Source organism: Herbaspirillum sp. GW103 (assembly GCF_000261365.1).
Taxonomy (GTDB): domain Bacteria; phylum Pseudomonadota; class Gammaproteobacteria; order Burkholderiales; family Burkholderiaceae_D; genus Herbaspirillum.
In genome coordinates this window covers 287,838-313,600 of the sequence record NZ_AJVC01000001.1, presented here as the reverse complement: position 1 = coordinate 313,600, position 25,763 = coordinate 287,838, and the positions used below count along the sequence as shown (strand labels likewise).

The 25,763-nt window shown below is 62.7% G+C and carries 16 protein-coding genes and 1 tRNA gene; 6 read left to right on the top strand and 11 right to left on the bottom strand.

All coding sequences use genetic code 11. From position 1 onward, the window contains the following. Window positions 1-97 precede the first annotated feature (97 nt). Together GWL_RS01340 and rpoD are read right to left on the bottom strand one after the other, a co-directional pair. A tRNA-Ile gene (locus GWL_RS01340) sits at window positions 98-176 on the bottom strand. A 57-nt stretch (window positions 177-233) separates the two neighbouring features. Further along, entirely contained in the window at window positions 234-2,459 is a 2,226-nt protein-coding gene (gene rpoD, locus GWL_RS01335) for an RNA polymerase sigma factor RpoD (protein ID WP_008325811.1), read from the bottom strand. A gap of 52 nt (window positions 2,460-2,511) precedes the next feature. On the opposite strand from rpoD, the gene GWL_RS23795 reads away from it, so the two are divergent. Further along, entirely contained in the window at window positions 2,512-2,808 is a 297-nt protein-coding gene (locus GWL_RS23795; protein ID WP_237713500.1) for a hypothetical protein, read from the top strand. 473 nt (window positions 2,809-3,281) lie between these two features. Here GWL_RS23795 and dnaG read toward each other — a convergent pair whose 3' ends face one another. The 8 genes from dnaG to GWL_RS01290 all read right to left on the bottom strand — a co-directional run bounded on the left by dnaG (window position 3,282) and on the right by GWL_RS01290 (window position 16,729). Further along, window positions 3,282-5,078, bottom strand: a complete 1,797-nt coding sequence (gene dnaG / locus GWL_RS01325; protein ID WP_008325809.1) for a DNA primase — start codon at window positions 5,076-5,078, stop codon at window positions 3,282-3,284. A 40-nt stretch (window positions 5,079-5,118) separates the two neighbouring features. Then, window positions 5,119-5,565: a GatB/YqeY domain-containing protein gene (locus GWL_RS01320; protein WP_008325808.1), complete on the bottom strand. Its 447-nt coding sequence runs from the start codon at window positions 5,563-5,565 to the stop codon at window positions 5,119-5,121. A gap of 297 nt (window positions 5,566-5,862) precedes the next feature. Then, a complete protein-coding gene (rpsU, locus tag GWL_RS01315; RefSeq protein WP_006462949.1) occupies window positions 5,863-6,075 on the bottom strand; it encodes a 30S ribosomal protein S21 in 213 nt (70 codons plus the stop codon). Window positions 6,076-6,287: 212 nt separating this feature from the next. Further along, on the bottom strand, window positions 6,288-7,496 hold the full coding sequence (locus GWL_RS01310) for an NAD(P)/FAD-dependent oxidoreductase (protein ID WP_008325807.1): 1,209 nt from the start codon (window positions 7,494-7,496) through the stop codon (window positions 6,288-6,290). A 251-nt stretch (window positions 7,497-7,747) separates the two neighbouring features. Beyond that, entirely contained in the window at window positions 7,748-8,977 is a 1,230-nt protein-coding gene (locus GWL_RS01305) for a YbdK family carboxylate-amine ligase (protein WP_008325791.1), read from the bottom strand. Further along, the gene (locus tag GWL_RS01300) at window positions 8,974-10,182 is read right to left on the bottom strand and encodes a cation:proton antiporter (protein WP_008325789.1); all 1,209 of its coding nucleotides are present in this window, start codon (window positions 10,180-10,182) and stop codon (window positions 8,974-8,976) included. The genes GWL_RS01305 and GWL_RS01300 overlap by 4 nt, the downstream gene beginning before the upstream one ends. A gap of 317 nt (window positions 10,183-10,499) precedes the next feature. Next, window positions 10,500-13,973 carry an exodeoxyribonuclease V subunit beta gene (locus GWL_RS01295; RefSeq protein ID WP_008325788.1) on the bottom strand — a complete coding sequence of 1,158 codons (3,474 nt, stop codon included), beginning with the start codon at window positions 13,971-13,973 and terminating at the stop codon, window positions 10,500-10,502. Continuing rightward, window positions 13,970-16,729, bottom strand: coding sequence for a PD-(D/E)XK nuclease family protein (locus tag GWL_RS01290; protein WP_008325787.1), 2,760 nt, complete (start codon window positions 16,727-16,729; stop codon window positions 13,970-13,972). Before GWL_RS01290 ends, GWL_RS01295 begins: the two co-directional genes overlap by 4 nt. A 514-nt stretch (window positions 16,730-17,243) precedes the next feature. On the opposite strand from GWL_RS01290, the gene trxA reads away from it, so the two are divergent. The 5 genes from trxA (at window position 17,244) to GWL_RS01265 (ending at window position 22,886) form a co-directional block, all read left to right on the top strand. Then, window positions 17,244-17,570 carry a thioredoxin TrxA gene (gene trxA / locus GWL_RS01285; protein ID WP_006462943.1) on the top strand — a complete coding sequence of 109 codons (327 nt, stop codon included), beginning with the start codon at window positions 17,244-17,246 and terminating at the stop codon, window positions 17,568-17,570. A 131-nt stretch (window positions 17,571-17,701) separates the two neighbouring features. After that, window positions 17,702-18,964, top strand: coding sequence for a transcription termination factor Rho (gene rho / locus GWL_RS01280; RefSeq protein WP_008325783.1), 1,263 nt, complete (start codon window positions 17,702-17,704; stop codon window positions 18,962-18,964). A gap of 277 nt (window positions 18,965-19,241) precedes the next feature. Then, the gene (locus tag GWL_RS01275; protein WP_008325780.1) at window positions 19,242-19,511 is read left to right on the top strand and encodes a type B 50S ribosomal protein L31; all 270 of its coding nucleotides are present in this window, start codon (window positions 19,242-19,244) and stop codon (window positions 19,509-19,511) included. Between the two features lie 241 nt (window positions 19,512-19,752). Next, complete coding sequence (locus GWL_RS01270; protein WP_034349695.1) at window positions 19,753-21,477, top strand: glycosyltransferase family 39 protein; 1,725 nt, start codon at window positions 19,753-19,755, stop codon at window positions 21,475-21,477. Window positions 21,478-21,494: 17 nt separating this feature from the next. Then, window positions 21,495-22,886, top strand: coding sequence for an MATE family efflux transporter (locus GWL_RS01265; protein ID WP_008325776.1), 1,392 nt, complete (start codon window positions 21,495-21,497; stop codon window positions 22,884-22,886). Here GWL_RS01265 and GWL_RS01260 read toward each other — a convergent pair. Continuing rightward, window positions 22,876-24,978 (bottom strand): bifunctional diguanylate cyclase/phosphodiesterase, encoded by a 2,103-nt coding sequence (locus GWL_RS01260; protein ID WP_008325775.1) that lies wholly within the window; start codon window positions 24,976-24,978, stop codon window positions 22,876-22,878. The genes GWL_RS01265 and GWL_RS01260 overlap by 11 nt on opposite strands. Window positions 24,979-25,763: the final 785 nt, after the last annotated feature.

Here is a 25,763-nt window from a genome sequence, read left to right as displayed (position 1 = left end):
GTTCGCTTGCCCAGAGCCATTTGTCAAGATCGGCAAAAAATCCTCCAGCCAAAGAAAAAGCGGCTTAGGACAATAAGTCGCTAAGCCGCTTCTGTACTGGTGGCCCCCCCGTGAGTCGAACACGGCACCAACGGATTATGAGTCCGCTGCTCTAACCAAGCATGAGCTAGGGGGCCAAAAAATCAGCCGGCGATTTTAACATCTCGCCGGCCAATCCTGACTCACCCTTAAGATCAATTCCCTTCAAGGAAGCTCTTGAGCTTGTCCGAACGCGAAGGATGGCGCAGCTTGCGCAATGCCTTGGCTTCGATCTGGCGAATACGCTCACGGGTCACGTCGAACTGCTTGCCCACTTCTTCCAGCGTATGGTCGGTCGACATCTCGATACCGAAACGCATGCGCAGCACCTTCGCTTCGCGCGGGGTCAGGGAATCCAGGATGTCCTTGACCACGTTGCGCATCGACGCATGCAGCGCCGCATCGGCCGGTGCCAGCGTGTTGTTGTCTTCGATGAAGTCGCCCAGATGCGAATCGTCGTCGTCACCGATCGGCGTTTCCATGGAGATCGGTTCCTTGGCGATCTTCATGATCTTGCGGATCTTGTCTTCCGGCATTTCCATCTTGATCGCCAAGGTCGCGGGATCAGGCTCGGCACCGGTCTCCTGCAAGATCTGACGCGAGATGCGGTTCATCTTGTTGATCGTTTCGATCATGTGCACCGGAATACGGATGGTGCGCGCCTGGTCAGCGATCGAGCGGGTGATGGCCTGACGGATCCACCAGGTCGCATAGGTCGAGAACTTGTAGCCGCGACGATATTCGAACTTGTCCACCGCCTTCATCAGACCGATGTTGCCTTCCTGGATCAGGTCAAGGAACTGCAGGCCACGGTTGGTGTACTTCTTGGCGATCGAGATCACCAGACGCAGGTTGGCCTCGGTCATTTCACGCTTGGCCATGCGCGCCTTCTTCTCGCCGGCGCCCATCTTCTTGTTGATCGCACGCAGATCCGGCAGCGGCAGTACCACGCGCGCCTGCAGGTCGATCAGCTTCTGCTGCAGTTCCTTGATGGCCGGCACGTTGCGGCTCAGCACGGCGCTGTAGTCATGGTTGGCAGCGACTTCGCCATCCACCCAGTCCAGGTTCACTTCATTGCCCGGGAACACCTTGATGAAGTGCGCGCGCGGCATGTTGCACTTGTTGACGGCGACGTCCAGGATCTGGCGTTCCACGGTACGCACTTCGTCCACCTGCGCACGCAGGGTGTCGCACAGCTTCTCGACGATCTTGGCGGTGAAGCGGATGCCCAGCAGCTCGTTGGAAATGATTTCCTGCGCCTTGACGTAAGGCTTGGAGTTGTAGCCCTCCTTCTCGAAAGCCTTGCGCATGTTCTCGAACTGGGTGCCGATGACGGCGAACTTGCCCAGCGCGTCGCGCTTCAACTGCTCCAGCTGTTCGGCGGAGAAGCCAGCGGCACCAGAGCCACTGCTCTCGTTTTCCTCTTCTTCTTCGTCTTCTTCCTCTTCTTCCTCTTCTTCGTCGTCCTCATCGGAGTCGGAAGAGGCGGCCTCGACCTGCTGTTCGCTCTCGTTGGGGTCGACCAGGCCGTCGACGATTTCGTCGACCTTGATCTCGTCCTTAGAGATGCGGTCAGCCGCGGCCAGGATCTCGGCGATCGTGGTCGGGCAGGCGGAGATGGCCTGGATCATGTCCTTGAGACCGTCTTCGATGCGCTTGGCGATTTCGATTTCGCCTTCGCGGGTCAGCAGTTCGACCGAGCCCATTTCACGCATGTACATGCGCACCGGGTCGGTGGTACGACCGAAGTCGGAATCGACGGTCGACAGCGCGGCTTCGGCTGCGGCTTCGGCGTCGTCATCGCTGGCGACGTTGGCCACGTTGTCCGACAGCAGCAACGTTTCTGCATCAGGAGCGTGCTCGTAGACCGAGATGCCCATGTCGCTGAAGGTGCCGATGATGCCTTCGATGGCTTCCGGGTCGACGATGTTTTCCGGGAGGTGGTCGTTGATTTCCGAGAAGGTCAGGAAACCACGCTCCTTGCCCAGCTTGATCAGGGTCTTCAACTTCTGGCGACGGCGCTCCAGCTCTTCTTCGCTGGCTTCGGTGTCGGAAGAGAAGGCGTCCTTCAACAGGGCCTTTTCCTTGGCCTTGCGATCCTTGGCCTTGGCCTTGTCGGCAGCCTTCAGTTCGGTGCGCTCGATGGTGTTCAGTGCTGCAACTTCATCACTCTCGGGCTGGAATTCCTTGGGCTTGCGACCACGGCGGCCCGGCACCTTGACGCTCGGCAGCACATAGCCGGACGTGTCGATGGCTGCCAGAGCAGCGGCATCAGTGGTTTGGCTTACGCTCGACGCGGCGGTCGCGCTGACGTCTTTGCCTTCGACCTGTGCAGCTTTGGTGGTCTTGGCAGTCTTGGTTTCGGGTTTCTTGGTGGTCACGGAAGTCTTCGTCGCTTTCACAGAAACCGCTTGTTCGGCGGCTTGAGGTAACTTGTTGGCTGGCGTTGCAGTCGCCTTGGGCGCTGCGGCGCGGGCCGGCTTGGCGGCAGCTGTCTTGACTGCCGTCTTTTTCGGCGTCGCTGCTGCTGCAGTCTTTGCCGTGGGTTTTACGGTGGTGACCGCTGCCTTCGCCGTCCCCTTGACGGGCGATGTGGCGGCTACCGCCCTGGAGGTCTTGGTCACGGCGGTGGATTTTACCGCCGTGGCCGTCTTGCTGCTCTTTGCCGACGCTGCTGGAGTTTTCGCGGGTTTCTTCATTGCATTTGCCATAGAATCAACTGCCAATTGAGAATTCACTCATTGCGCCAATCAAGTCATGCTAATGATGCAACTCCGGTACCGGTTGCCCGGTAGACTCCGGCTGCACGCGCAACGTTCCTTTTACCGGCGGGCCATTGATCGCGTGCAGCAGGCAGTCATGCCGCTTGCGATCCGGCAGCGATACCGCTCTCTGCCGTCCTTCCTCCCGATGCGCCGGGCTGAAGGCATGTCGCCGCAGGGTGGGGATGCAAGAGCCATCCGGCGGAACTAAAGCCCTATAGTATAGCACAGATGGGGCCCTTTTCCCGGGGATCAAGGCGGGATATTCGGCCATCCGCCAGCGATCCGGTGCGTAAATCACGACAATTTGCAGCGCTTTACCGTGTTTTCCACATCCGGGCATCTACTGCTCCTGCACACCCGTCAGACCTGGCCCCGCTGAATCTTGCGGGAATCCCTGCCTGCCCATCTCCTTCTTTCCACCTGCCGGTGAAGCTGCACTCAACCTGCCGCGACTGCGCCGCCGGTCTGGCGCTTGAGCCATTCCTTGCGCTGCATCAGCTCGCGATAACGATTGCGCTCTTCCTCGGTGCGCAGGTTGGAGGCCACCAGCATCTGCATCTCCTCATCAAGGGCGCGGATCCTGGCCTGGCGGATGGCGCCGGCCATCTCGGCCCGCACCACATCGAATTCGGATTCCGACTCGGCCGCGATTTCCGCGATCATCGAGTCGAACTCGGGACCACCCTCGCGCAGATGCTCGACCAGCGCGGCAAAGTTGGCCTGCTCGCCCATGCTCTGGGCCACGCCGACCAGATGCGCGAGCATCTCGGCCTGGTCCGGCGCGATGCGGGCGATGGCCTCCAGCGCAGCCGCATCCAGATCGGCGGAGAGTTGTGGATGCGCCACAAGCAGTCGCATGATCTGACGCTCCAGCCCGAGCGGAGCGCTGCGCTTGCTGCGCGGCGGGGCACTGCGTACGCGCGCCACCGGTTTCTCCAGCTCGAACAGCACTTCCAGCTCGGCCGGCGTGGTCTGGGTGGCCTGGGCCACGCTGCGCACGATCTGCAGCCGCAATCCGGATGCCGGCAGAGCCTGCAAGAGCGGCTTGGCGGCAAACTGCGCGTGGGCGCGGCCTTCGGGCGTACGCAGGTCGTTTTCGCCGATGATTTCCTTGAGCAGGAACTGCGACAGCGGCAACGCCTCGCGAATCTGCTCTTCAAAGGCGGGCGCGCCCATCTCGCGCACGTAGCTGTCGGGGTCGTGCTCCTTGGGCAGGAACAGGAACTTGATGGTCTTGTTGTCCGAGGCGTGCGGCAGACAGGCTTCCAGTGCGCGGCGGGCGGCGCGGCGGCCGGCATTGTCGCCATCGAAGCTGAAGATCACCTGATCGGTCTGGCGCACCAGCTTCTGCACGTGGATGGGCGTACACGCCGTACCCAGCGTGGCCACGGCCTGCGGGAAACCCAGCTGAGCCAACGCCACCACATCCATGTAGCCTTCGGTGACCAGCACGTAACCGGCTTCGCGGATCGCCTGGCGCGCTTCGAACAGACCGTAGAGCTCGCTGCCCTTCTGGAACAGCGGCGTTTCGGGCGAGTTCAGGTACTTGGGTTCGCCACCATCCATCACGCGACCACCAAAGCCGATCACCTGGCCCTTGGTATTGCGGATGGGGAACATGATGCGACCACGGAAACGGTCATAGCGCTTGCGATGACCGCCCCCTTCTTCGCTCTTGTCGATCACCAGGCCGGACTCGACCAGCACCTCGTTCTCGTAATCAGGAAAGACCTGACGCAGGCTGTCCCACTCGTCGGGCGAATAGCCCAGACCGAAGCGAGCGGCGATCTCGCCGGTCAGACCGCGCCCCTTCAGGTAGCCAATGGCAGGCTGGGCACTACGCAACTGGTGACGATAGAAATCATTGGCGCGCGTCATCACGTCCGACAGCGCCATGCTCCTGGCCTGTTTTTCCTGACGCTGGGCCAGGGGGATGCTGTCCTCGCGCTCAGGGACCACCATGCCGACGTTCTGAGCCAGATCCTTGACCGCTTCCACGAAGCCCATGCCGGAATACTCGATCAGGAAACTGATCGCCGTCCCATGGGCACCGCAGCCGAAGCAGTGATAGAACTGCTTGGTCGGGCTGACGGTAAAGCTGGGGGATTTCTCGTTGTGGAAGGGGCACAGGCCCATGAAGTTGGCGCCGCCCTTCTTCAGTTGCACATAGCGACCGACCACGTCGACGATGTCGACGCGGTTCAACAGGTCCTGGATGAACGACTGAGGAATCACCTGGGCAGCAAGCTTGGCAACAACGCGACGAAGACGCTGCTCAAGAAGCCAGCGCGGCCTTGACCATCGCGGACACGGCGGTCATGTCAGCACGTCCGGCCAGCTTGGGCTTCAACACGCCCATGACCTTGCCCATGTCCTGCGGACCGGCAGCGCCGGTGGCGGCCACGGCGGCCTGGACTTCGGCCTTGATCTCGTCATCCGACAGGCTGGCCGGCATGTAGGTCGACAGCACGGCCAGCTCGGCCTTCTCGACGTCGGCCAGATCCTGGCGACCACCCGCTTCGAACTGCGAAATGGAATCCTTGCGCTGCTTGACCATCTTGTCGATGATGGCCAGCACGTGAGCGTCGGTCAGTTCGACGCGTTCATCGACTTCCTTCTGCTTCATCGCGGCGGTCAAGAGGCGGATGGTGCCCAGCTTGCCCATGTCCTTGGCGCGCATGGCGGCCTTCATGTCTTCCGTGATCTGCTCTTTCAAACCCATGGGGTACTCCGAAGATGAGGTGGATGAGTATTCTGCGATCTGGCGCCATCCCGCATCCAGTATTCCGGGCGGCAACAAGGCAGCCCCGGTCTTAGGATCGTAGAACATGGATGGGCTTATCGCCAGCCCGATTTGGTGCTTTTCCTTCCTATTTGGGGGTACCCATAGGAAAAACCAGGCCAGCCGGCCGCCCGGAGAAAACACCACGACAAATCGGGAATAAATGCGAAAACCCGCTGCGGACCAACACCGGAGCGGGTTTACACATCGGCCGCACGAGTGTGCGGCGAGAAATTCTTAGTACAGCTTCTTCGGCAGCTGTTGGCTGCGGATACGCTTGTAGTGACGCTTCACGGCAGCTGCCAGCTTGCGCTTGCGCTCAGCGGTCGGCTTTTCGTAGAACTCGCGTGCGCGCAGTTCGGTCAGCAGACCGGTCTTCTCGATGGTGCGCTTGAAGCGACGCATTGCAACTTCGAACGGCTCGTTCTCTTTAACGCGAATAGTGGTCATGTAAATTCAAACCAAAAAGGTTAGGTTGGATTAGCAAAGAAAGCGATTGTAGCAGGACTGGCACCCGATTGGAAGGCCAAACGTGGCATTTTTTCCACCACCGTGGTAAAAAACGGATAAGAATCAGGCACTTATCACAGTCAAGATGATCCTTCACCTGAAGTCAAGGGCAAATGAAGAAACAAGTCAGACATCGGCCTTCCAGGCCCGGCTCATACCGCCGAACCCGCCGCCACACCTGAGGCCCAGGCCCACTGGAAATTGTAGCCGCCGAGCCAGCCGGTGACGTCCATGGCCTCGCCGATGAAATGCAGTCCCGGCACCTTGCTGGCCATCATGGTCTGCTGCGAGAGTTCACGGGTATCCACCCCGCCCAGGGTGACCTCGGCCTTGCGGTAGCCTTCCGAGCCGCTGGGCAGGATGACCCAGTGGTTCAGCGAACTACCCAGCTTCCTCAGGGATTTGTCGGGCATGTCGGCAATGCGCGCCCCGGCATCGAAGCCGTTGATCTTGAGCCAGCCCTCGGCCAGGCGATTGGGCAGCCATTGCGCCAGCAGATTGCCGAGGTTCTTCTTGAGCGTGCCCTTGCCGTGGATCAGGAACTGGCCCACATCCAGCCCCGGCAAGAGGTTCAGCATCAGCGGCGTGCCGGGCTTCCAGTAACTGGAAATCTGCAGAATGGCAGGCCCCGACAAACCGCGATGGGTGAACAACAGGTCTTCCAGGAAATACCCGTTCTCCTTCTTCACGCCCGTCTCCACCGCCACTTCCAGCGCGATGCCGGCCAGTTCGACAAGCGACTGCCAGGCCTTGCCGTCGAAGGTCAGCGGCACCAGGCCCGGACGGGTCTCGACCAGCTTCAGATCGAACTGACGGGCGATGCGATAAGCGAAGTCGGTCGCACCGATCTTGGGGATGGACAGGCCACCCGTGGCAATGACCAGACTCGCGGCCTGGATCTCGCCGGCGCTGGTGGCCACGCGGAACAGTTCGCCGGTCTTGCCCACCTCCTGCACCGTGCAGGGCATGCGCCAGCTGACGTTGCCCGCGTCGCATTCGGCCTTGAGCATGGCGATGATGTCCTCGGCGGAGTCATCGCAGAAGAGCTGCCCCTTGTGCTTCTCATGAAAACCGATGCGATGGCGCTTGACCAGGCCGATGAAATCCTGCGGCGTATAACGCGACAAGGCGCTGCGACAGAAATGCGGATTCTGCGAGAGATAATGCTGCGGACCCGCGCCCACATTGGTGAAATTGCAGCGGCCACCGCCGGAGATACGGATCTTCTCGGCCAGCTTGGCGGCGTGGTCGATCAGTACCACGCGCCGACCGCGCTGGCCCGCCACGGCGGCACACATCATGCCGGCCGCACCGGCGCCGATGATGGCGACATCAAAATGATTGGGATTGTTCTTGCTCATGCTCGCTCCGGCACGCATCTCGGTGCAGCCCGAGGTCGCTTCAAAGCCGTGATTGTCCGCGATCCTGCCCCGAAAACACAAGCACCCGCACACAACGCCGTTTCCAGATGCCACAAAGACGAAGGACCGGCATCTTTCGATACCGGCCCTTCGCCTTCTTCCTCCCATCATTGCGCACGCTCTGCAAACACACGCAATGCCAGGTGCCTCAACTTTGATGCAATATTATCTTAAGCAATCGTTTATATCGTTTACTGGAAATACGGCGGCGGCTCTACGCCCATCCACAATTCCGAAGACAAGCGCATCATGTCATTGAGCGAACCGCGCTGGGCAAACATCTGGCGCAGCCAGCTGGCGTCGGACAGGCGATCATGTGCGATGCGGCGCAGGCGCGCGAGGGTCTGCTGCTCGGCCTCATTGGCCACATACGGCTCCAGCAGCTGCAACTGCTGCAGCAGATGCTCATAGATGGGCAGCTTGCGCGATTGCGATGGCGTGGCGCCATGCAGGGCGAGCTGGCCATTGAGCCCGAAGCGGCTGGCCTCGAAGCGGTTGTACTGATACAGCAGATAGAAATCATCGCCGATGACGAAGGGTCGCTCGCTCAGGATCCAGCGTGCCAGCAGTTGCGCATACGCGCCCAAATGCGCGGCATGCTCGATGGTCAGCGGGGTATCGCAGACGCGGATTTCCACGGTGCCGTACTCGGGCTTGGGACGGATATCCCAATAAAAGTCCTTCATGCTGGCGATGATGCCCATCTGCAGCAACTCATCGTAATACGTCTCGAACTCGGCCCAGGTGGTATGTACCGGTGCCGTGCCCGACAACGGGAACGCGCGCACCACGTTGCTGCGCGAGGAATCGAACTTGGTATCGGCGCCCTGGTAGAAGGGCGAGGCCGCCGACAGCGCAATGAAGTGCGGTACGTAACGCGAGAAGCCATGCGTGAGGTACAACGCATCATCGCCGTTCTCCACACCGATGTGGATGTGCTGACCAAAGACGGTGAAGGTCTTGGCCAGGTAGCCGTATTTCTCGTGCAGGTGATGGAAGCGCTCGCTGGGCGTGATGCGCTGCTCGTTCCAGTGCTGGAAGGGATGCGCGCCGCCGCCGGAGACATCGATGTTGAGATACTGCGCGCCCCGGTTCAAGGCGGCACGCAAGCCCTTCAACTCCTCGATCAGTTCATCGACGCGGGTATGGATGCCGGAGTTCAGCTCGATCATCCCCTGCGTCATTTCCAGCTTGATCTGCTTTTGCAGGTCGCGCGGCTCGATCCAGTTGAGCAGGTCGACCGCATCGCTGGCGAGGTTGTAGTTGCGGCGGTTGACCAGTTGCAGTTCCAGCTCGATGCCCATGGTGAAGGGCGTGGAAGAACCGAACGGCAGGATGCCGGCGCTGCCCTGCGGTCCGGCCACGTGGGCGCGGTGGGCAGGGTCGTCGTGTTCGTTGCGGATCAGTGTGTCGGTATTCATTCGCGTCCACTCTCTCCCGATTTGATCAGGGCAAACTGGGTTGCCACCGGTCCCAGGAATTCCAGGACCACCATGCTGCCCGCCAGCAGCGGCAAGACATTGGCCGTGGTGTGCGGATACAGCGACGAGACCGTTTGCATCAGGCCCACGCCCACTTCCGTCATGGGCAAGGTACCCAGCGTGAGCAGGCCGGCCTGACGCCAGTTCATGCGCGCAAAGCGGGCGAACAGGAAGATGCCCAGCCCCATGGCCAGAAAGCGCGCCGCGATCAGGATCAGTACCGAGAAGCCCAACAGGCTCAGGTCCGACAACTTCATGGACGCACCCACGGTGACGAACAGCATCACCACGAACAGTTCATTGGCCACGCCAAACTCCAGCTCCATCAGATCGAACTGGCGATCCAGGTTCTTGGAGAGGATGGCGAAGATCAGCATGGACAGCATCACCGGCAGATGCAGTGCATGCGCCACGCCGATGGCCAGTGCGATCACCGAGATCACCAGCACGAACTGCGAACTGTTCTCGCGACCCAGCAGGCGCGCCAGCGGCATCATCAGCCAGTAGGTGAGATAGGCCAGAATGGCCGAGCCGATCAGGGAATACAGGGTGTGCTGGATCAAGGTCCAGACAGGTGTTCCCGCCTCATGCGCAATCACCGGCAGAAGCGCATAGGCGGCCAGCACGGCAACGAAATTGTTGAGCGCGGTCATGGCCGCCAGGCGCCGCGTGACCTGGCCTTCGGCCTTGAGGTCGCGCAACACCACCAGCACCACGGCAGGTGCGGTGGCAATGGCCATCACGCCACCCAAGAGCGCCATCACCGAATCGGTCCCGAACCAGGTCAGGGCGATGCTGACGAAGCCGAAGCACAGCACGGCCGAGACGGCCACCGTGATCATCAGCCATTTTTCGCGACGCAGCCAGCCGATGTCGACATAGCGACCCAGCTGATAGACCACCAGGGCGACAGCGATGTCGGCAAAGATGTTGGTGACCTTGAGGACTTCACCGGAGAGCAGATTGAAACCGCCCTCTCCCAGCAGGAAGCCGACCAGCAAATAACCCGTGATGCGTGGCACCCATGGGGACTTGGAAACTACATAGCCCGCGATCAGCCCGAACAGCAGCAGGCCGCCGAATACCAGCAGGGCATTCCATTGCAGCGTCTGTGCGAGGGTGAACGACGGAAGAGCCCACTCCATATCTCCTCCTGTAACGATTAGGTGTTGAACCGCACTGGCAAGCCATCAGGTGACATGCTCGATGCGGATCGCGTGAGCAACATGCCTGGCATGCGCTTGTCGAACTGCCCGACGAGATCGGGCCCGAGTCCGGAGAGAGGATTTTCCCAAAAAAATCGCCCGCCGGAAAACTCGGAGCACAGAAGATATCACTCTTGCTCTACGCGATGATCTTTTTTTTACCTACAACGGAAATCTTGATTTCCTGATTTGATAGTTATTGAATTTCTGGAAGTTATCCGAAGCGCATTGAGAAGATGAATGTAGTTGGGGGAGCCTCAATGTTCCATCAGTGCGCCATCGGCGGTAATCAGCGCAGACCTGATTCGCTTGTCGGAAAAGACTGACATGAGCGCGCTGCGGTAACGGGCCAGCTGCGCGGCATAATCGGCGCGTTCGCTGTCGAGCAGGCGACGCTTGTAATCGAGCACCCAGACTTCGTCATCGAACATGACCACGCGGTCGAGCCGCATCACCCCCGCAGGCGCGACGATCTCCATCTCATTGCGTGCCCAGTGATGCAACGCCGGATTGAAGAAGCGCTCCAGCTGCGGCTGCGCCAGCACCACGCGCGCCTGCGCATGCACCACCTGTGCCATCTGCGCAGAGATGCCCAGCCAGCGCACCAGCGCGGACGACGACGGCAGCTGCAGCGGCCATGCACTGCCATGCGTGAGCCGCTCCAGCAGCGCATGCAGGGCCACGCCTTCATCGATGGCCTCGGTGCTGACCAGCGTGCCATCGGCATCGACCTCGGGCAGCGCCTCTTCATCGTCCTGCGCTGCGCCAAACAGCGACATCGGCACCGGTTCGGGATCGAACAGCGCCAGCGAGAATTGCTCCTCGATGGCGGCGGCATCGGCGCCGTGAACGGCCTCCCCGCTGATCTCGCGCACCGGCGCATCGCTGGCGAAAAGACGCTGGTACCAGCTGCCTTCCACCACGCCACCCTCGCCCGCACCGCGCGTGCCGGCCACGCCCGAGACCAGCAGCAACTGCTTGGCGCGCGTGACGGCAACGTAGAGCAGATTCCAGTCTTCCTGTGTCTTCAGGCTTTCCTCTTCCTCAAACAGCGGGGCGCGCGCAGCGCCGCGCTCGCTGCGTCGGCCGAAGGCAGAGAAGTGGGTCGGTGCATCCCGGTCTTGCGGCCAGGCGCAGAGGATGCCGAGATTGTCTTCCATCCCATCACTGTGATTGGCGTCGAGAATGGCCACCACCGGCGCTTCCAGCCCCTTGGCGCTGTGCACCGTGAGAATGCGCACCGCATCGGCGCTGGCGTCGACGCTGGCCTCGTCGGGCGCATCACCGCCCGAGCTGCGCTGCAGGAGCCGCAAGGCATCGATGAACTTGGGCAGGCTGGGATAGCGTCCGGCATCCATGTTCAGCGACAACTCGACGAAGGCCGCGATATTGCCCAGCGTCTGGTTGCGCGTGAGCGGCGAGGCATGCTGCGCATAGCGCGCCACCAGTTCGCCCTGATGCAGGATCATGTCCAGCAGGTCATGCACCGGCAGGTGCGGTGCGGCCTGCAGCCAGCGTCGCAGCAGGGTCACGGCGCGCACCAGGGCGGCCGGGGCCGCGCCTTGATCCTGCATCTCCTGCAGATGCTGCCACCAGTGCCCCCCCTCGGAATGCGCCACCCGGCGGGCGATCTGCACCAGCTCATCGTCGGCGGCCCCGATGATCGGGCTCTTGAGAACATGGGCCAGCGCCCGCGTATCGTTGGGGGTGATGAGGAAGGTCAGCAGCGCAATCAGGTCGGCGATCTCCAGCGATTCGAGCAGACCGCCGCGCCTGTCGGAAATGAAGGGAATCCCGGCGGCGCGCAAGGCGCTCTCATAGGCGGCCAGGTGCGTACGCTTGCGCACCAGCAGCATGATGTCGCCCCAGCGCATCGGCCGAGTACCCCGGCCGTCGGCCACCGGCACTTCGCGACAGGCTTTGAGCAAGGCCTGCGCCAGCGCCTGTCCTTCCAGCAGGCGGCGGGCATCGTCTTGCTCACCGCGTGGCGTGGTCAGCGGATTGCGCCAGGGGATGATGTCTTCAGCGTTTTCCGTGGCCTCGTGGGAAGCCGATTCGTCGGCGGTTTCAGGCGCATTGACGTTTTCTGCATCATCGTCCTGACGCGCCAGCGGAAGCCGCCACACCTCGCCCCCGGCAAGGCCCAGCGTGGTCTGCTGCGCAAACAGCGGATTGCCACCCATGACGAATGAACGATTCAGTACATCGACCACGGCCGAGGCATTGCGGCGCGTCTGGTTGGCGCGCAGGATGGCTGCGCCCTGCGCCCCCAGCATCTCGCGCGCGGCGACGAACACGCGCGGTTCGGCACGGCGGAAGCGGTAGATGGACTGCTTGGGATCGCCCACCACGAACACGCTGGGCTGAGCCGCATCATCGCCATAGGCATCCAGCCAGCTGCGCACGATGCACCATTGCAGCGGATTGGTATCCTGGAATTCATCCAGCAGGATGTGCTTGTAGCGCGCGTCCAGCCGGGTCTGCAGATAGGCCGCGCTGGCCTCGTTGCGCAGCAGGCGGTAGGCCTGCCATTCGAGGTCGGCAAAGTCCAGCGCGCGCTGTTCGGACTTCACTTCCTGGTAGCAGGCCAGGTAGGCGCGGCCTGCCGTGAAGAGGGCGCGGTTGAGTTGCAGTACGGCCTTTTCCTTGCTGCGTCCCTGCAACTTGCGCAGTTCGTTGCCAACTGCATTGAACTCCTCTTCAAAGGCCGCCAGCGCAGCCTCCTCGCCGGTGCCGAAGTGCTGCGCCAGTGCGGCCAGCAGGGACTTGGCCTTGCCGTTCTTGCGCGGCTTGTCCTTGTCGTCGACGAACTGGTTGCAGAGCGCATCGAAGTTGTCCAGCGCGGCACCCGCCGTCAAGGCCGATTCGATGGCCACCGCACGGTCCTTGTTGGGCTTGCCGCCCTGCCCCAGCAGGAGGGCGATCTGGCTGGCGCGCGCTACCAGCGCGGGATCATCCCACAGCGACAGGCGCGCATCACGCTGCGCATCGTCGCCGCACAGGGCTTCCAGCCAGCGCAGGGGGGCAGGTATCGCAGCGCCGTCCTCCCCCTCTTCACCGTCGTCCTGGGTAGCGGCCCACCATTCGGCACGCTTGTCGATGAAGGCATCGAGCAACTGGCGTGCATTGAAATCGCCGGCCAGTTCATAGAGTTCCAGCAACGCCGCCTTGATGGGGGCGCCCTCGGGATCGCGCAACTGCTGCATGAAGCGACGGTAGGCTTCGTCCAGCAGTTCGCCATTCTTTTCGGTCAGGGTATAGCCGTGGGGCACCCCCGAGGCCAAAGGTGCAATCTGCAACAAACGCGCGAACCAGCTGTGGAAGGTATCGATGGACAGGCTCTGTTCTGAGGCGAGGATGCGCTCGTAGAGTCCACGCGCGATCGGCAGCAGCCGCGGCAGATCGGGTTCGGCCACGCCGCGCTCGCGCAACAGGGTAGCGGCCTGCGTGTCATCGGCCAGGGCCAGTTCATGGAGCAGTTCGAGCAGGCGCTCGCGCATTTCCTGGGCGGCCTTGCGGGTGAAAGTGATGGCCAGCAGTTCCGACGCCTGCGCACCGGAGAGCAGCAAGCGCAACATGCGCGCCACCAGCAGCCAGGTCTTGCCGCTGCCGGCGCAGGCTTCCACCACGACCGAATGGCGCGGATCGCAGGCTGCGCGCGTGAAGACGGCAGCCTCCACCGCCTGACCATTGACCTCGTAGGCGGCGGCTTGCTTGTCGGCGGCGCTCACAGCCACGCTCCCTTGCGGCACAGGCCACGCATCTCGCAATACTGGCAGACCGATTCGATGCCGTTGGCCGGCAGGGCTGCGCCGTGGGCGACGGCGTGCATGGTGGTGGTGATCTGTTGCTGGAGCATCTTCTGTTGGCGTACGAAATCAGGGGCGGCGGCATCGCCGGTTTTCTTGTCGGGGCCGAGTTCAAGGGCGACGTAGTGTGCGTGTTCCACCCGGCCACCGGCGAGCAGGCCGTAGAAGGCCAGCTGATGGTCGTCCTCTTCCTTGACCTTCTGCCGGAGCTGGCCGACGGGACGGGTCTTGTAGTCGAGCACGGCGCGCTCGCCATCGGCATTGCGATCCACACGGTCGAGGCGCCCGACCAATTCGATACCGCCGTCTTCCCACTGCAGGGCGTGTGATTGCGCTTCTTCACCGAAGGCAAAATGCCAGCCCTCGGCTTCGCGCTCATTGGCCCACAGGAGATAGGCCGGCATCACCTTCTGCCAGCGCGCATGGAAGGCCAGCGCCGCCGGATGGCGCTGCATCTCGCGCTGGAACACCTCCTCGGAAAACTGCGCCAGCAGCGGCGCGCGGGCTGGCAGCGGGGTGGCGTTATCGCGCAGGTGGGCGTGATAACGATAAAGAATTTCGTGCAGCCAGCTGCCGTAGTCGCGCTTCTCGGGCATGTCCGACAACTCATCCATCACCGCCACGCGCAGCATGCGTTGCGCGAAGAATTGATAGGGGCACGCCAGAAAACTGCCGAAGCCGCTGGCCGACAAGGACGTCGGCAACAGATCCGGTGCGCTCGGCATGGGCATGGATGAGACTACGGCACGCAATGGCTTCACCGGTGGCGGCAGCGTCACGCGTTCCAGTGCCGCGGCGCCCTGCTGCGCCAGCTTCAGTTCGAGGCGCTGGATCCACGGGCTGACCGGATTGGGTTCGCCCTCCTGATGAGTCTGCCAGCACAGCACCACCTCCGGATTCACGCACAGCAATTCGGTGAGATCGCGCAATTGCTGACGCTGGCGCGTGGCCCGCGTGGCCAGGTTCAGTTCGCGCCGTACGGCATTGGAGAAGAACAGGGTTTCCTGCGGAGGTGAAGGTAAATGCGCGGCATCGGCACCGATCACCAGTACCGCCTCGAAACGCCGCAGCCGCGCGCCGTTCAGCGGCAGCATCACGACGCGCCGGTCCTTGATCGGCGGCATGAAGGAAGTGGCATCCAGGCGCAGGTTGAGCAGCGCGCGCCATTCGGCGAAGCTGAACGTATCGCTCAGGCCACCTTGCTCGGCGGCGATCTCGTCGAGCATCAGCAGGCATTGCTCCCCCGCGCCATCGGCGCGCAGCGCGGCGTCCATGCCCAGCGCCTGGCACAGGCCGCGTTGCGTCTCGCACCATTGCGCCAGCGTCTTGCGACCACCGAAGCGCGCGGCCTGCCTGGCCAGCGTCATGATGCAGGCCAGCTCATCCTCACGCCCTGTCTCGGCGAAGGCCGATTGCAGCGCCTGCCAGTCACCGGCGATATTGGTACGGCGCAGGCGCGCCTCGATGCGCATGACGCGGTCGGTGCGGTCGGCATCGTCGGGGAAGACGAAGGGCGATTTCAGCAAGTCCAGCAGTGCATTGGTTTCGCCCCGGGCCGAGACCAGGTCGTTCCAGGCCGCCAGGGCGGCAGCGGCGCGGGTGGTGGAGAGTTTCCAGCCGGTCTCGTCGGCCACGGACACTTCGGCGCGCTCCAGCAGGGCGCGCAGGCGACGTGCGGTGACGCGATCCTGGGCCACGATGGCGATGTCGGTCTTGCCCTGCTGCAGCCAGCGCAACACGATCTGTGCGCTTTGCACGGCGGCGTTCTCCAGATCCGCGGCGGGGCACAGTCGCGGTAGCGCGATGGACGGAGCAGTGGCCACGGCGGGCGCGCCGGGCTCCGGCGCGATGGTGTCATCGTCCTGCACCAGTTCTTCCCAGGCCGACAGATACAAGGGATGCCGTGGTGCGATGGCTGCGCGACGCCAGTCCAGCGTGACGATGCGCACCGGCTGGCGCTGCGCATAGGCTGCGAGGAAGGCCGCATCCAGCGGCTCCGGCTCGGTCGGGCTGACCCATACCAGTGGCAGGCTGGCCTGCTCGGCCAGGGCCAGCATCGCGTCGAAGCGCTGCACGATGCGGTCCTGGGCATCGAGCTGGGTCTTCCAGACCTGCCACACCAGCGCCGCTTCATCGGAGAGCATGCCGTGCGCCGAAGGCGCCAGCGGTTCCAGCAATTGCGCCAGGGCCTGGGTCCAGCGGCCCACGGCGGCGTCTTCGCCATCGGCATTGGCGCGGATCTCCGGCAGCAATGCCAGGGTCAGCTCATCGGACAGGGACAGCAGCGTATGCGCCAGCGGCAGCAGATCGGCGTTGCGACGGGCGGAAAACATTTTCTTGAGCCAGCCATGCTCGCGCAATTGCGCATAGAGCTGCATGAGTCGCTCGCTCTCGGAGGGCGGCGTACGCTCGCCCGGCGGCTGCATCGCCAACAGGCCCGAGAGCGTATTGATGCGCGGGGCGATATAGGGACGACGCAGTTCGCGGGCCAGGGCCGCCTTGAAATTCTGGGCGTGGGAAAACGCCGGCACCATCAACTGCACGCCCGAGAAATCCAGCGTTCCGGCTGTCTGGGCCTGCAACGCCTGGCCCAGCGGCTGGCCCTCGCGCAGCAGCGCACGCACGGCCTGTTGCCAGAAATCGGGAGTGGGCGGGATCGGTACGGTAGCAAGCAGCATGCGTTCTCTGTTCTCTGTTCTCTGGATTCGGTGAGGGCTGGTGAGGATAGCGCGGACGCCCTGCCAAGGCGCCACGAGAGGTGGCACAAGAGCAGGGATGACCAGCACGGCCATTGTATTTTTCTCTTGCTCCAACAGATTTTTTCAATCGCCTGCGCGCAGCCGCTGTTGCGCATTGTATGCCAGCCAGCCCCGGAGCGGCCCTTGCGCCGGGCTCGGTGCCTGCGGGCAAAGCCGCGCCGGTACTCGGTTGGCGCCGAAGCAGTCGCAATGAGGACGGGTGACAACAAGCCCTGGCCTGCGCGTCTACACTTTCCCTGAAAATGGGTTATGATTGCCCCTGTACCCCGCCGCTTACCTCTGCCGCGCTTCAATTACAACTTGAATCGGCGCGCAACGACTCCACGTAGACCTAGCAACTCCGGAAGCGTTGATGGCTCACGCCAGGCCTGATGGTATGTGTCCACGGCGCTGATTGACTAATTACACCACTGCCTCATCTCGAGGAAATGCCATGAGCGAACATATCAAACATATTACTGACGCCTCCTTCGAAGCCGATGTGCTGAAGTCCGACAAGCCCGTGCTGGTTGATTTCTGGGCCGAATGGTGCGGTCCCTGCAAGGCCATCGCCCCGATCCTGGAAGAAGTCGCCAAGGAATACGACGGCAAGCTGCAGATCGCCAAGCTGGACGTGGATTCCAACCAGGCCATCCCGGCCAAGTTCGGCATTCGCGGCATCCCGACCCTGATCCTGTTCAAGAACGGCGCAGCCGCTGCCCAGAAGGTCGGCGCACTGGCCAAGGGTCAGCTGGTCTCGTTCATCGACAGCAACATCTGATTCTGATGTAACATCCGACGGCGGCGCGCTCGCGCTGCCGTCCGCCCGGCACAGGACGCCAGGCTTTATCCTAGATCCACACCACGCAATTCCCTCCCCCACCTTTACTTATCCCGTCCCGGGACACTCATATGCACTTATCAGAACTAAAAGCGATGCACGTCTCTGCCTTGCTGGAAATGGCCATCAGCCTGGACATCGAGAATGCTGCGCGCCTGCGCAAACAGGAGCTGATGTTTGCCATCCTGAAGAAGCGCGCAAAATCAGGAGAACAGATTTTTGGCGATGGCGCCCTCGAAGTGTTGCCTGACGGCTTCGGCTTCCTGCGCTCGCCCGACGCCAGCTACATGGCGTCCACCGACGACATCTACATCTCGCCTTCGCAGATCCGCCGTTTCAATCTGCACACCGGCGACTCCATCGAAGGTGAAGTGCGCACGCCCAAGGATGGCGAGCGCTATTTCGCCCTGGTCAAGGTCGACAAGGTCAACGGCGAACCGCCGGAAGCCTCCAAGCACCGCATCCTGTTTGAAAACCTCACGCCCCTGCACCCCAACAAGCTCTTGCAGCTGGAGCGCGACATGCGCGGCGAGGAAAACATCACCGGCCGCATCATCGACCTGATCGCCCCGGTTGGCCGCGGCCAGCGCGGCCTGCTGGTGGCCTCGCCCAAGTCGGGCAAGTCGGTGATGCTGCAACACATCGCCCACGCCATCACCACCAATCATCCGGATACCGTGATGATCGTGCTGCTCATCGACGAACGTCCTGAAGAAGTGACCGAAATGCAGCGCTCGGTGCGCGGCGAAGTGGTCGCCTCCACCTTCGACGAACCGGCCACGCGTCACGTGCAGGTCGCCGAGATGGTGCTGGAAAAGGCCAAGCGCCTGGTGGAAATGAAGAAGGACGTGGTCATCCTGCTGGACTCGATCACCCGTCTGGCACGCGCCTACAACACCGTGATCCCGGCCTCCGGCAAGGTGCTCACCGGCGGTGTGGATGCCAACGCGCTGCAACGCCCGAAGCGTTTCTTCGGCGCGGCACGTAACGTCGAAGAAGGCGGCTCGCTGACCATCATCGCCACCGCCCTGATCGAAACCGGTTCGCGCATGGATGACGTGATCTACGAAGAATTCAAGGGCACCGGCAACATGGAAGTGCACCTGGAACGTCGCTTGGCCGAGAAGCGTGTCTACCCCGCCATCAACCTCTCCAAGTCCGGCACCCGCCGCGAAGAGCTGTTGATCAAGCCGGACCAGCTGCAAAAGATCTGGGTGCTGCGCAAGCTCATGTACGACATGGATGAAATCGAGGCGATGGAATTCATCCTCGACAAGATGAAGTCCACCAAGAACAACGCCGAGTTCTTCGACATGATGCGCCGGGGCAACTAAGTTCATCAAAGCAACTAAGTCCCTGGCAGGTTCGGAAAACGGCATGTCCCTCACCGGACATGCCGTTTTTCATTGCCCGATGGGAAACAAGCGGGGCGCGTTTTCATCTGAAATACCACGCCGCACCGGCCCGAGCGCTTGCCCGCCTTGACCCAAGCCCCTGATTCCACTGTATAATTTCGGACTTTTCCAAACCGGCAAGTGATCATCAATCGGGTCAAGAAGCAGGGCGACCGACGAAGTGGCGATTGGCTACCAAACTACTCTTGAGGCAATCATGAAAGAAGGCATCCACCCGGATTACCGCGAAGTCCTGTTCCACGACATGTCGAACGACTTCAAGTTCATCACCCGCTCGACCATCGGCACCCGCGAAACCGCCGAGTTCGAAGGCAAGCAATATCCCCTGGTGAAGATCGAAGTGTCCTCCGAATCGCACCCGTTCTACACCGGCAAGCACAAGATCGTCGACACCGCTGGCCGCGTCGAGAAGTTCCGCCAGAAGTTCGGTTCCGTCGGTTCGAAGACTGCGGTCTCGAAGGCGTAATCTGTACTTCCCTCAAAAAAGGCAGCTCCGGCTGCCTTTTTTGTTTGGATCTTCGGTGGTGCCCAGGCCGCGCCTGCACCACGATGTAGCAGACAGAAACAACTTTTTACCGGGTTTTCCTGCACAATAGGGCCTGCTAAAAAAACACCAGCCGCCGAACACAACGGCGACCGCGCGGCCCAGGCCCTCCGGCCAGCGCATCACCCAACACGCAGCACAGAACAAGAGCAACAAGATCTTGATGAAGCCAGTCCGTCTTCCCGCCGCCGCGACCAATGCGCTTCCGCGCATGGTCCTGCTTGCGCTTGCCCTCCTCTACATCCTGCCCGGCCTGATCGGCCGCGATCCGTGGAAGAACGAGGACGCCACCAGCTTCGGCATCATGTGGACCATGGCCCACGGCACGCTGACCGACTGGCTCACCCCCAACGTGGCCGGCCTGCCGCTGCCGGCCGAAAGCCCGCTGGCCTACTGGTTTGGTGCAATCTGCATCAAACTCTTCGGCTGGCTGCTGGGCGACCCGCTGGCCGCACGCATCTCGGTGGTGGGCTGCTTCCTGGTCGGCTCCATGTCGATCTGGTACACCACCTACCTGCTGGGTCGCCGCGCCGAAGCACAGCCCTTGAAGCTGGCCTTCGGCGGCCAGCCCGAGCCCAAGGACTTCGGCCGTACCCTGGCCGATGGCGCCTTCCTGATCTATCTCGGTTTCCTCGGCCTGCTGCTGCACAGCCACGAGACCAGTCCCAAGACCCTGCAGATCGCGCTGGTGGCCTATGCCATGTTCGGCGCGGCGCGCGTATTCGATGCCGGCAAGTGGCGTCACGGCATGTGGCTGGGCCTGGCGCTGGGCATGCTGGTGCTGACCTATGGCTGGCTGCTGCCGGCTGGGGTGCTCATCGCGCTGGTGCTGCTGGCGCTCCTGCGCAAGGACGGCCGCGCCATGAGCCGCTTGCTGTTGCTGGCACTGCCGCTGGCCCTGCTCATCAGCGCGGCATGGGTGGTGGCCTTGCAGCACCTCATCCCGGCCGAAGCGGCCAGCCAGTTCGAACTGTGGATGAGCTGGAACATCTACCAGCTCAATCGTCCGACGCTGTCCACCCTGGCCTTCCTCGGCAAGTACGGCGTCTGGTTCGCCTGGCCCGCCTGGCCTTTCGCCGGCTGGGCGCTGTACGCCTGGCGACGTCAGCTGGGTTCGCTGCACATCGCCTTGCCACTGGCCTTCCTGATCCCCATCACGCTGCTGGTGCTCATCAACGTGCATCGTGAAGAAGGCATGCTGCTGCCGCTGCTGCCGGCACTGGCGATCCTGGCCGCCTTCGGCCTGCCGACCATGAAGCGCGGCGCCATCAATGCGGTGGACTGGTTCTCGGTGATGACGCTGACCACCTCGGCCGCCTTCATCTGGATCGGCTGGATCGCCAAGGAAACCGGCTGGCCGGCGCAGATCGCCCGCAATGCCTACAAGCTGGCCCCCGGCTTCAAACCCGGCTTCACCTGGATTTCCCTGGCCATAGCCGTGGCCGCCACCATCGCCTGGATCGTCGTGGTGCACTGGCGCATCTCGCGCCGTCCTTCGGTACTGTGGCGCGCGGTCGTGCTGTCCTCGGGCGGCGTGATCCTGTGCTGGGTACTGCTGATGACGCTGTGGCTGCCCTGGGTCAACTATGGCAAGAGCTATGCAGGCGTGGCCGAACAGATCGAATCGAAACTGGGCTCGGTCAAGCAATGCGTACAGACCAATGTCGGTCCGGCCCAGCGCGCTTCCTTCGCCTACTTCGGCAACGTGCGCTTTGCCGACGAGCGCGACCAGAGCTGCGACTACCTGCTGCTGCAGGATGACATCAGCAACCAGGATGCCTCGCTCATGCTGCGCCAGTACCCTGGCAACTGGCGCATGCTCTGGGAAGGCCGCCGGCCCTCCGACCGCGACGAGCGCTTCCGCCTGTATCGCCGCGCCGGTCGCTGATCGGGGACCATCGCCGCGTGACCACTGAACTGCCCGCCCTCTCCTCCCGCCATCACGTCGGCCGCATCGCGCGGCTGGCCTGGCCACTGCTGATCGGGCAGTTGGCCATCATCGCCAATGGCGTCATCGATACCGCCATGGTCTCGCGCTTTTCGGCCCTGGACCTGGGCGCGCTGGCACTGGGCGTGTCGATCTACGTGAGCGTCTTCGTCGGCCTGTCGGGCGTATTGCAGGCGCTGCAGCCCACCATCGGCCAGCTCTTCGGCGCCGGTCGCACGGGCGAGATCGGCCACGAGGTCAAGCAGGGCCTGTGGCTGGCCGTACTGCTGTCCATCGTGGGCTCCCTGATCCTGATGTTCTCGCCGCTCTTCCTGGCGCTGGCCAAGGCTTCGCCGGAACTGGTGGAAAAGGCCACGCTGTACCTGCGCATCGAAGCGCTGGCGCTGCCGGCCACGCTGTTCTTCCGCGTCTATTCCTCGCTCAATACGGCACTGGCCCGGCCCAAGATGGTGATGGCCCTGCAACTGGGCGGACTGCTGCTGAAGCTCCCGCTCAATGCCCTGCTCATCTTCGGCGGCCTGGGACTGCCGGCCTTCGGCGGCCCAGGCTGCGCCATCGCCACCACCCTCATCGCCTGGCTGATGATGATTGCGGCCTGGATGCTGGTCGCCCGCCTGCCCCTGTATCGTCCGCTCAAGCTGTTTGGCAGCGGTTTCGTCGCGCCCTCCTGGAAAAGCCAGCGCACCCTGCTGCGACTGGGCATTCCGATCGGCATGTCCTATTTCATCGAGGTCACCGCCTTCACCTTGATGGCGGTGTTCATCGCGCGCCTCGGTGCAGTACCGGTGGCCGGACATCAGATCACGGCCAATGTCGGCACGGTGCTCTACATGCTGCCGCTGTCCATTGCCAGCGCCACCGGCACGCTGGTGGCGCAAGCCATCGGCGGCGGCAACATGCCTGAGGCCAGAAAGATCGGCCGTGCCGGCATACGCCTGGCGGTGTCGCTGTCGGTGGTCATCGGCGTGATCGTCTGGTTCCTGCGGGGGCATATCATTCGCGCCTATACGCCGGACCCGGTCATCGTCAGTGCAGCACTGCCGCTGTTCCTCTACATCGCCTTCTACCAGCTGTTCGACTCCATGCAGGTGACCACGGCCTTCGTGCTGCGTGCCTACAAGGTGGCGGTGGTGCCCACCGTCATCTACGCGGTCACGCTGTGGGGGGTGGGTCTGGGCGGCGGTTATCTGCTGGGACTCGATCCGCTGGGCGTGACACCGTCGGCCCTGCGCGGTCCGGCCGGATTCTGGCTGGCCAACAGTGTCAGTCTCGGCCTGGTGGGTGCAGGACTGCTGGCCTATCTGCGGGTCATACAGCGCCGCGCGCAACGCGGCGAACTCAGCGTTTGATCACGCTGCCGGCCGCAAACAGATCGTCATTGCTGGCATTGACCAGCCCGGGCACGCTCAAGGGCTCATCCGGTCGCCCCAGCAGGAAGCCCTGCACCTGATCACAATGCAGCAGCTGCAGTTCGCGCAACTGCCCTTCGGTCTCCACCCCTTCGGCCACCACCTCCATCTGCAGGGCATGTGCCAGCGCGATGATGGCGGCCACGATGGCGCGTCCGGAGTGGTCCTCCAGGTCCAGGCGCGAGGTAAAGAAACGGTCGATCTTGACCTGCCGGCAGTGGAACTGCGCCAGATAGGCCAGGCTGGAATAGCCGGTGCCGAAGTCATCGATGGCAATGTCGAAGCCCAGTGACTGCAGCTCGCGCACCACCCGCGTGGTGCGCTCCACATCCTTCATGGCGGCCGTTTCCGTGATCTCGAACATGAGCCGCTGCGGCGCGATGCCGGCTGCGCTGACCACCTCGACGATGCTGTCCACCAGATCGCTGCGCATCTGCAGCGGCGACAGGTTCATGGCCACCTTGACCGGCTTCATCCCGGCCGCATCCCAGCAGGCGATCTGCGTGCACACCGCCTGCAGCACCCAGTCGCCGATGCTGAGGATCTGGCCCGAACGCTCGGCGATGGGAATGAATTCGGACGGCGCCATCTCGCCCAGTTCAGGATGATGCCAGCGCAGCAGGGCTTCCAGCCCGGTCAGTTCCTTGCCGGCGCCACGATATTTGGGCTGGAAATGCAGGCGGAACTGCTGGCCGTCGATGGCCTGCTGCAGTGCCTGCCGCACCTGCAGATGGCGCATGGCACTGGCGTGCATGGCTGGTTCGAAGAAGCGATAGGTATTGCGACCGCTCTGCTTGGCCTCGTACATGGCGGCGTCAGCGTTCTTCATCAGGGTATCGACCGACTCCCCACTGTTGGGATAGACGGCAATGCCGATGCTGGAGGTCACGCGCAGGGTCGCGTCCTCGATCTGGAAATCCTGGCGCAATACGGCCAGGATGTTTTCCGACAATTGCTCCACCACCTCGGGCGTGGAGAGATTGCTCATCACCACCACGAACTCGTCGCCACCAATGCGCGCCACCATGTCCTCGCCCCGGATGCAGGCGCGGATACGTTGCGCCACGGCCACCAGCAGGCCATCCCCGACGGCATGGCCGAGCGAATCGTTGATGGCCTTGAAGCCATCGAGATCCATGAACAGCACCGCGAACGGCCTGCCATTGCGGCGCGCCACCTCTACCGCATGCTGGATGCGGTCCGCCAGCAAAGCCCGGTTGGGCAGGCCGGTGAGTACATCATGGGTGGCAAAGTGCAGCAGCTTGTCATTGGTGCGACCGACGATCTTCTTCAAGACCTGGTTGCGCTGCACGCCGCTGACCACCAGCGCCAGCGCCATGGCCAGGAAGGCCAGGAACACCAGGCCATTGACCAGATGCTCACGCGTGATGCCTTCTCCGGCCAGGCTCTGCGTCTGCGGGTCGATGCGCAGTGCACGCAGCCCGGCCACCGCCGCCGACACCACTCCGGCACCCACCAGCAGGGCGGCCAGCACGCGACGAGCCTGCTGCGAGTTGAGCGAACCGGTCATGGGCTTGCGTCCGTTGCTGGCCGAAAAGAGCGTGACGATGAACACCGCCAGCACCTCCGATACCACCAGCGCCAGGATCAGCAGGTGCGTGTCGTACAGCACGGGCGGCACCAGCGTCATGGAACGCAGCGCAATGTGGAAGGCGGCATTGAAGGCTGCGCCGATGGCCAGCCCGCCGATCACCAGCCGGGTGGAATGGGGGCGCCGCATGCCCGTCAGGTGCATCAGGTAAAAGGCGCTGGCCAGGCACAGCAACAGGGCCAGCACCACCATGCGCGCATCGAAACCAATGCGCACGGGGGTGTCCAGCGAGGCCACGGTCAGCAGCATGGCGCCCCACACGCCCATGCCGAACACGACCGCCCCTACCGAGAGCCATAGCCGGCGGCGCTGGGCTTCCTGCAGCACGATGCGCTCGGAGACCTCCAAGGCCGCATAGGACGACAGGCTGGCGACCAGCAAGGCGAAGGCCAACAGCAGGAAATGAAAGGAAGCTGACATCGTCGGACCTGGCTCGGGTGCGCACCTTCCACGCGGGCGATCGCTGGGAGCCCGCAGGACAGCACGCCTGCTCGGTATCGCGGCCGTTCCGTCCCGGCGCACCCACGCTGCCGACATGGCGTAGCGGGCTGCAGGACGTCAGTCGATCGCCGTGGCATCTCCACGGGTCGCCGCGTTCCATCCCGCAATGGAGCTGGCCGCATCGCGTGCGGCAGGAAACCATGCCACTGACGCGACGCCACAGGCGTCATTGCGGGAACATCAAAAAGTTACGTAACAAAAACGTACCACAAGGATGCTGCTGACTTCTTTGATTTGTTCGATTAGTTGCAACCAGCTTGCTGCTCGTGTGACTGTCCGGAAAGTTTTCGGACCTTGCTGCCCCCCAAAAGGATGGGCCGAATTATCTAACAAAATTCCATCCCCGTGGAATGGGAAAGATATCGGCTATTCATTCACCGGATGCCCGGTTCCCCTTTTCTCTGTCCCGCTATTCTAGCGCGCTTCGGGCGCGAAATGCCGCGCCGCGCCAGATCGTAAAGCCCGCATCGCGTACCACGGCGCGTGTCTCGCGGCGGACACAAACCTTAAAAATTTGCGCCCACCCGATGCACACGCAAGACATCTGGACCGACAATGCAGACATCACAAGACCGGCATCGTCCCTCCTGCGTCAAGCATGCGATGCACCCGGCCGACCCTGCAACGCACTCTCCACGACGTACTTGCAGTGGCCTGATGACCTGACATCTGTGCACGGCGCACCGTGCCAAATGCGGCTGCAC

What these genes read in the sequence shown, in the direction of transcription:
- GWL_RS01320 (WP_008325808.1), bottom strand. Translation starts at nt 5,565, where the DNA reads ATGGGTTTGAAAGAGCAGATCACGGAAGACATGAAGGCCGCCATGCGC.
- rpsU (WP_006462949.1), bottom strand. Translation starts at nt 6,075, where the DNA reads ATGACCACTATTCGCGTTAAAGAGAACGAGCCGTTCGAAGTTGCAATG.
- GWL_RS01310 (WP_008325807.1), bottom strand. Translation starts at nt 7,496, where the DNA reads ATGAGCAAGAACAATCCCAATCATTTTGATGTCGCCATCATCGGCGCC.
- GWL_RS01305 (WP_008325791.1), bottom strand. Translation starts at nt 8,977, where the DNA reads ATGAATACCGACACACTGATCCGCAACGAACACGACGACCCTGCCCAC.
- GWL_RS01300 (WP_008325789.1), bottom strand. Translation starts at nt 10,182, where the DNA reads ATGGAGTGGGCTCTTCCGTCGTTCACCCTCGCACAGACGCTGCAATGG.
- GWL_RS01290 (WP_008325787.1), bottom strand. Translation starts at nt 16,729, where the DNA reads ATGCTGCTTGCTACCGTACCGATCCCGCCCACTCCCGATTTCTGGCAA.
- trxA (WP_006462943.1), top strand. Translation starts at nt 17,244, where the DNA reads ATGAGCGAACATATCAAACATATTACTGACGCCTCCTTCGAAGCCGAT.
- rho (WP_008325783.1), top strand. Translation starts at nt 17,702, where the DNA reads ATGCACTTATCAGAACTAAAAGCGATGCACGTCTCTGCCTTGCTGGAA.
- GWL_RS01275 (WP_008325780.1), top strand. Translation starts at nt 19,242, where the DNA reads ATGAAAGAAGGCATCCACCCGGATTACCGCGAAGTCCTGTTCCACGAC.
- GWL_RS01270 (WP_034349695.1), top strand. Translation starts at nt 19,753, where the DNA reads ATGAAGCCAGTCCGTCTTCCCGCCGCCGCGACCAATGCGCTTCCGCGC.
- GWL_RS01260 (WP_008325775.1), bottom strand. Translation starts at nt 24,978, where the DNA reads ATGTCAGCTTCCTTTCATTTCCTGCTGTTGGCCTTCGCCTTGCTGGTC.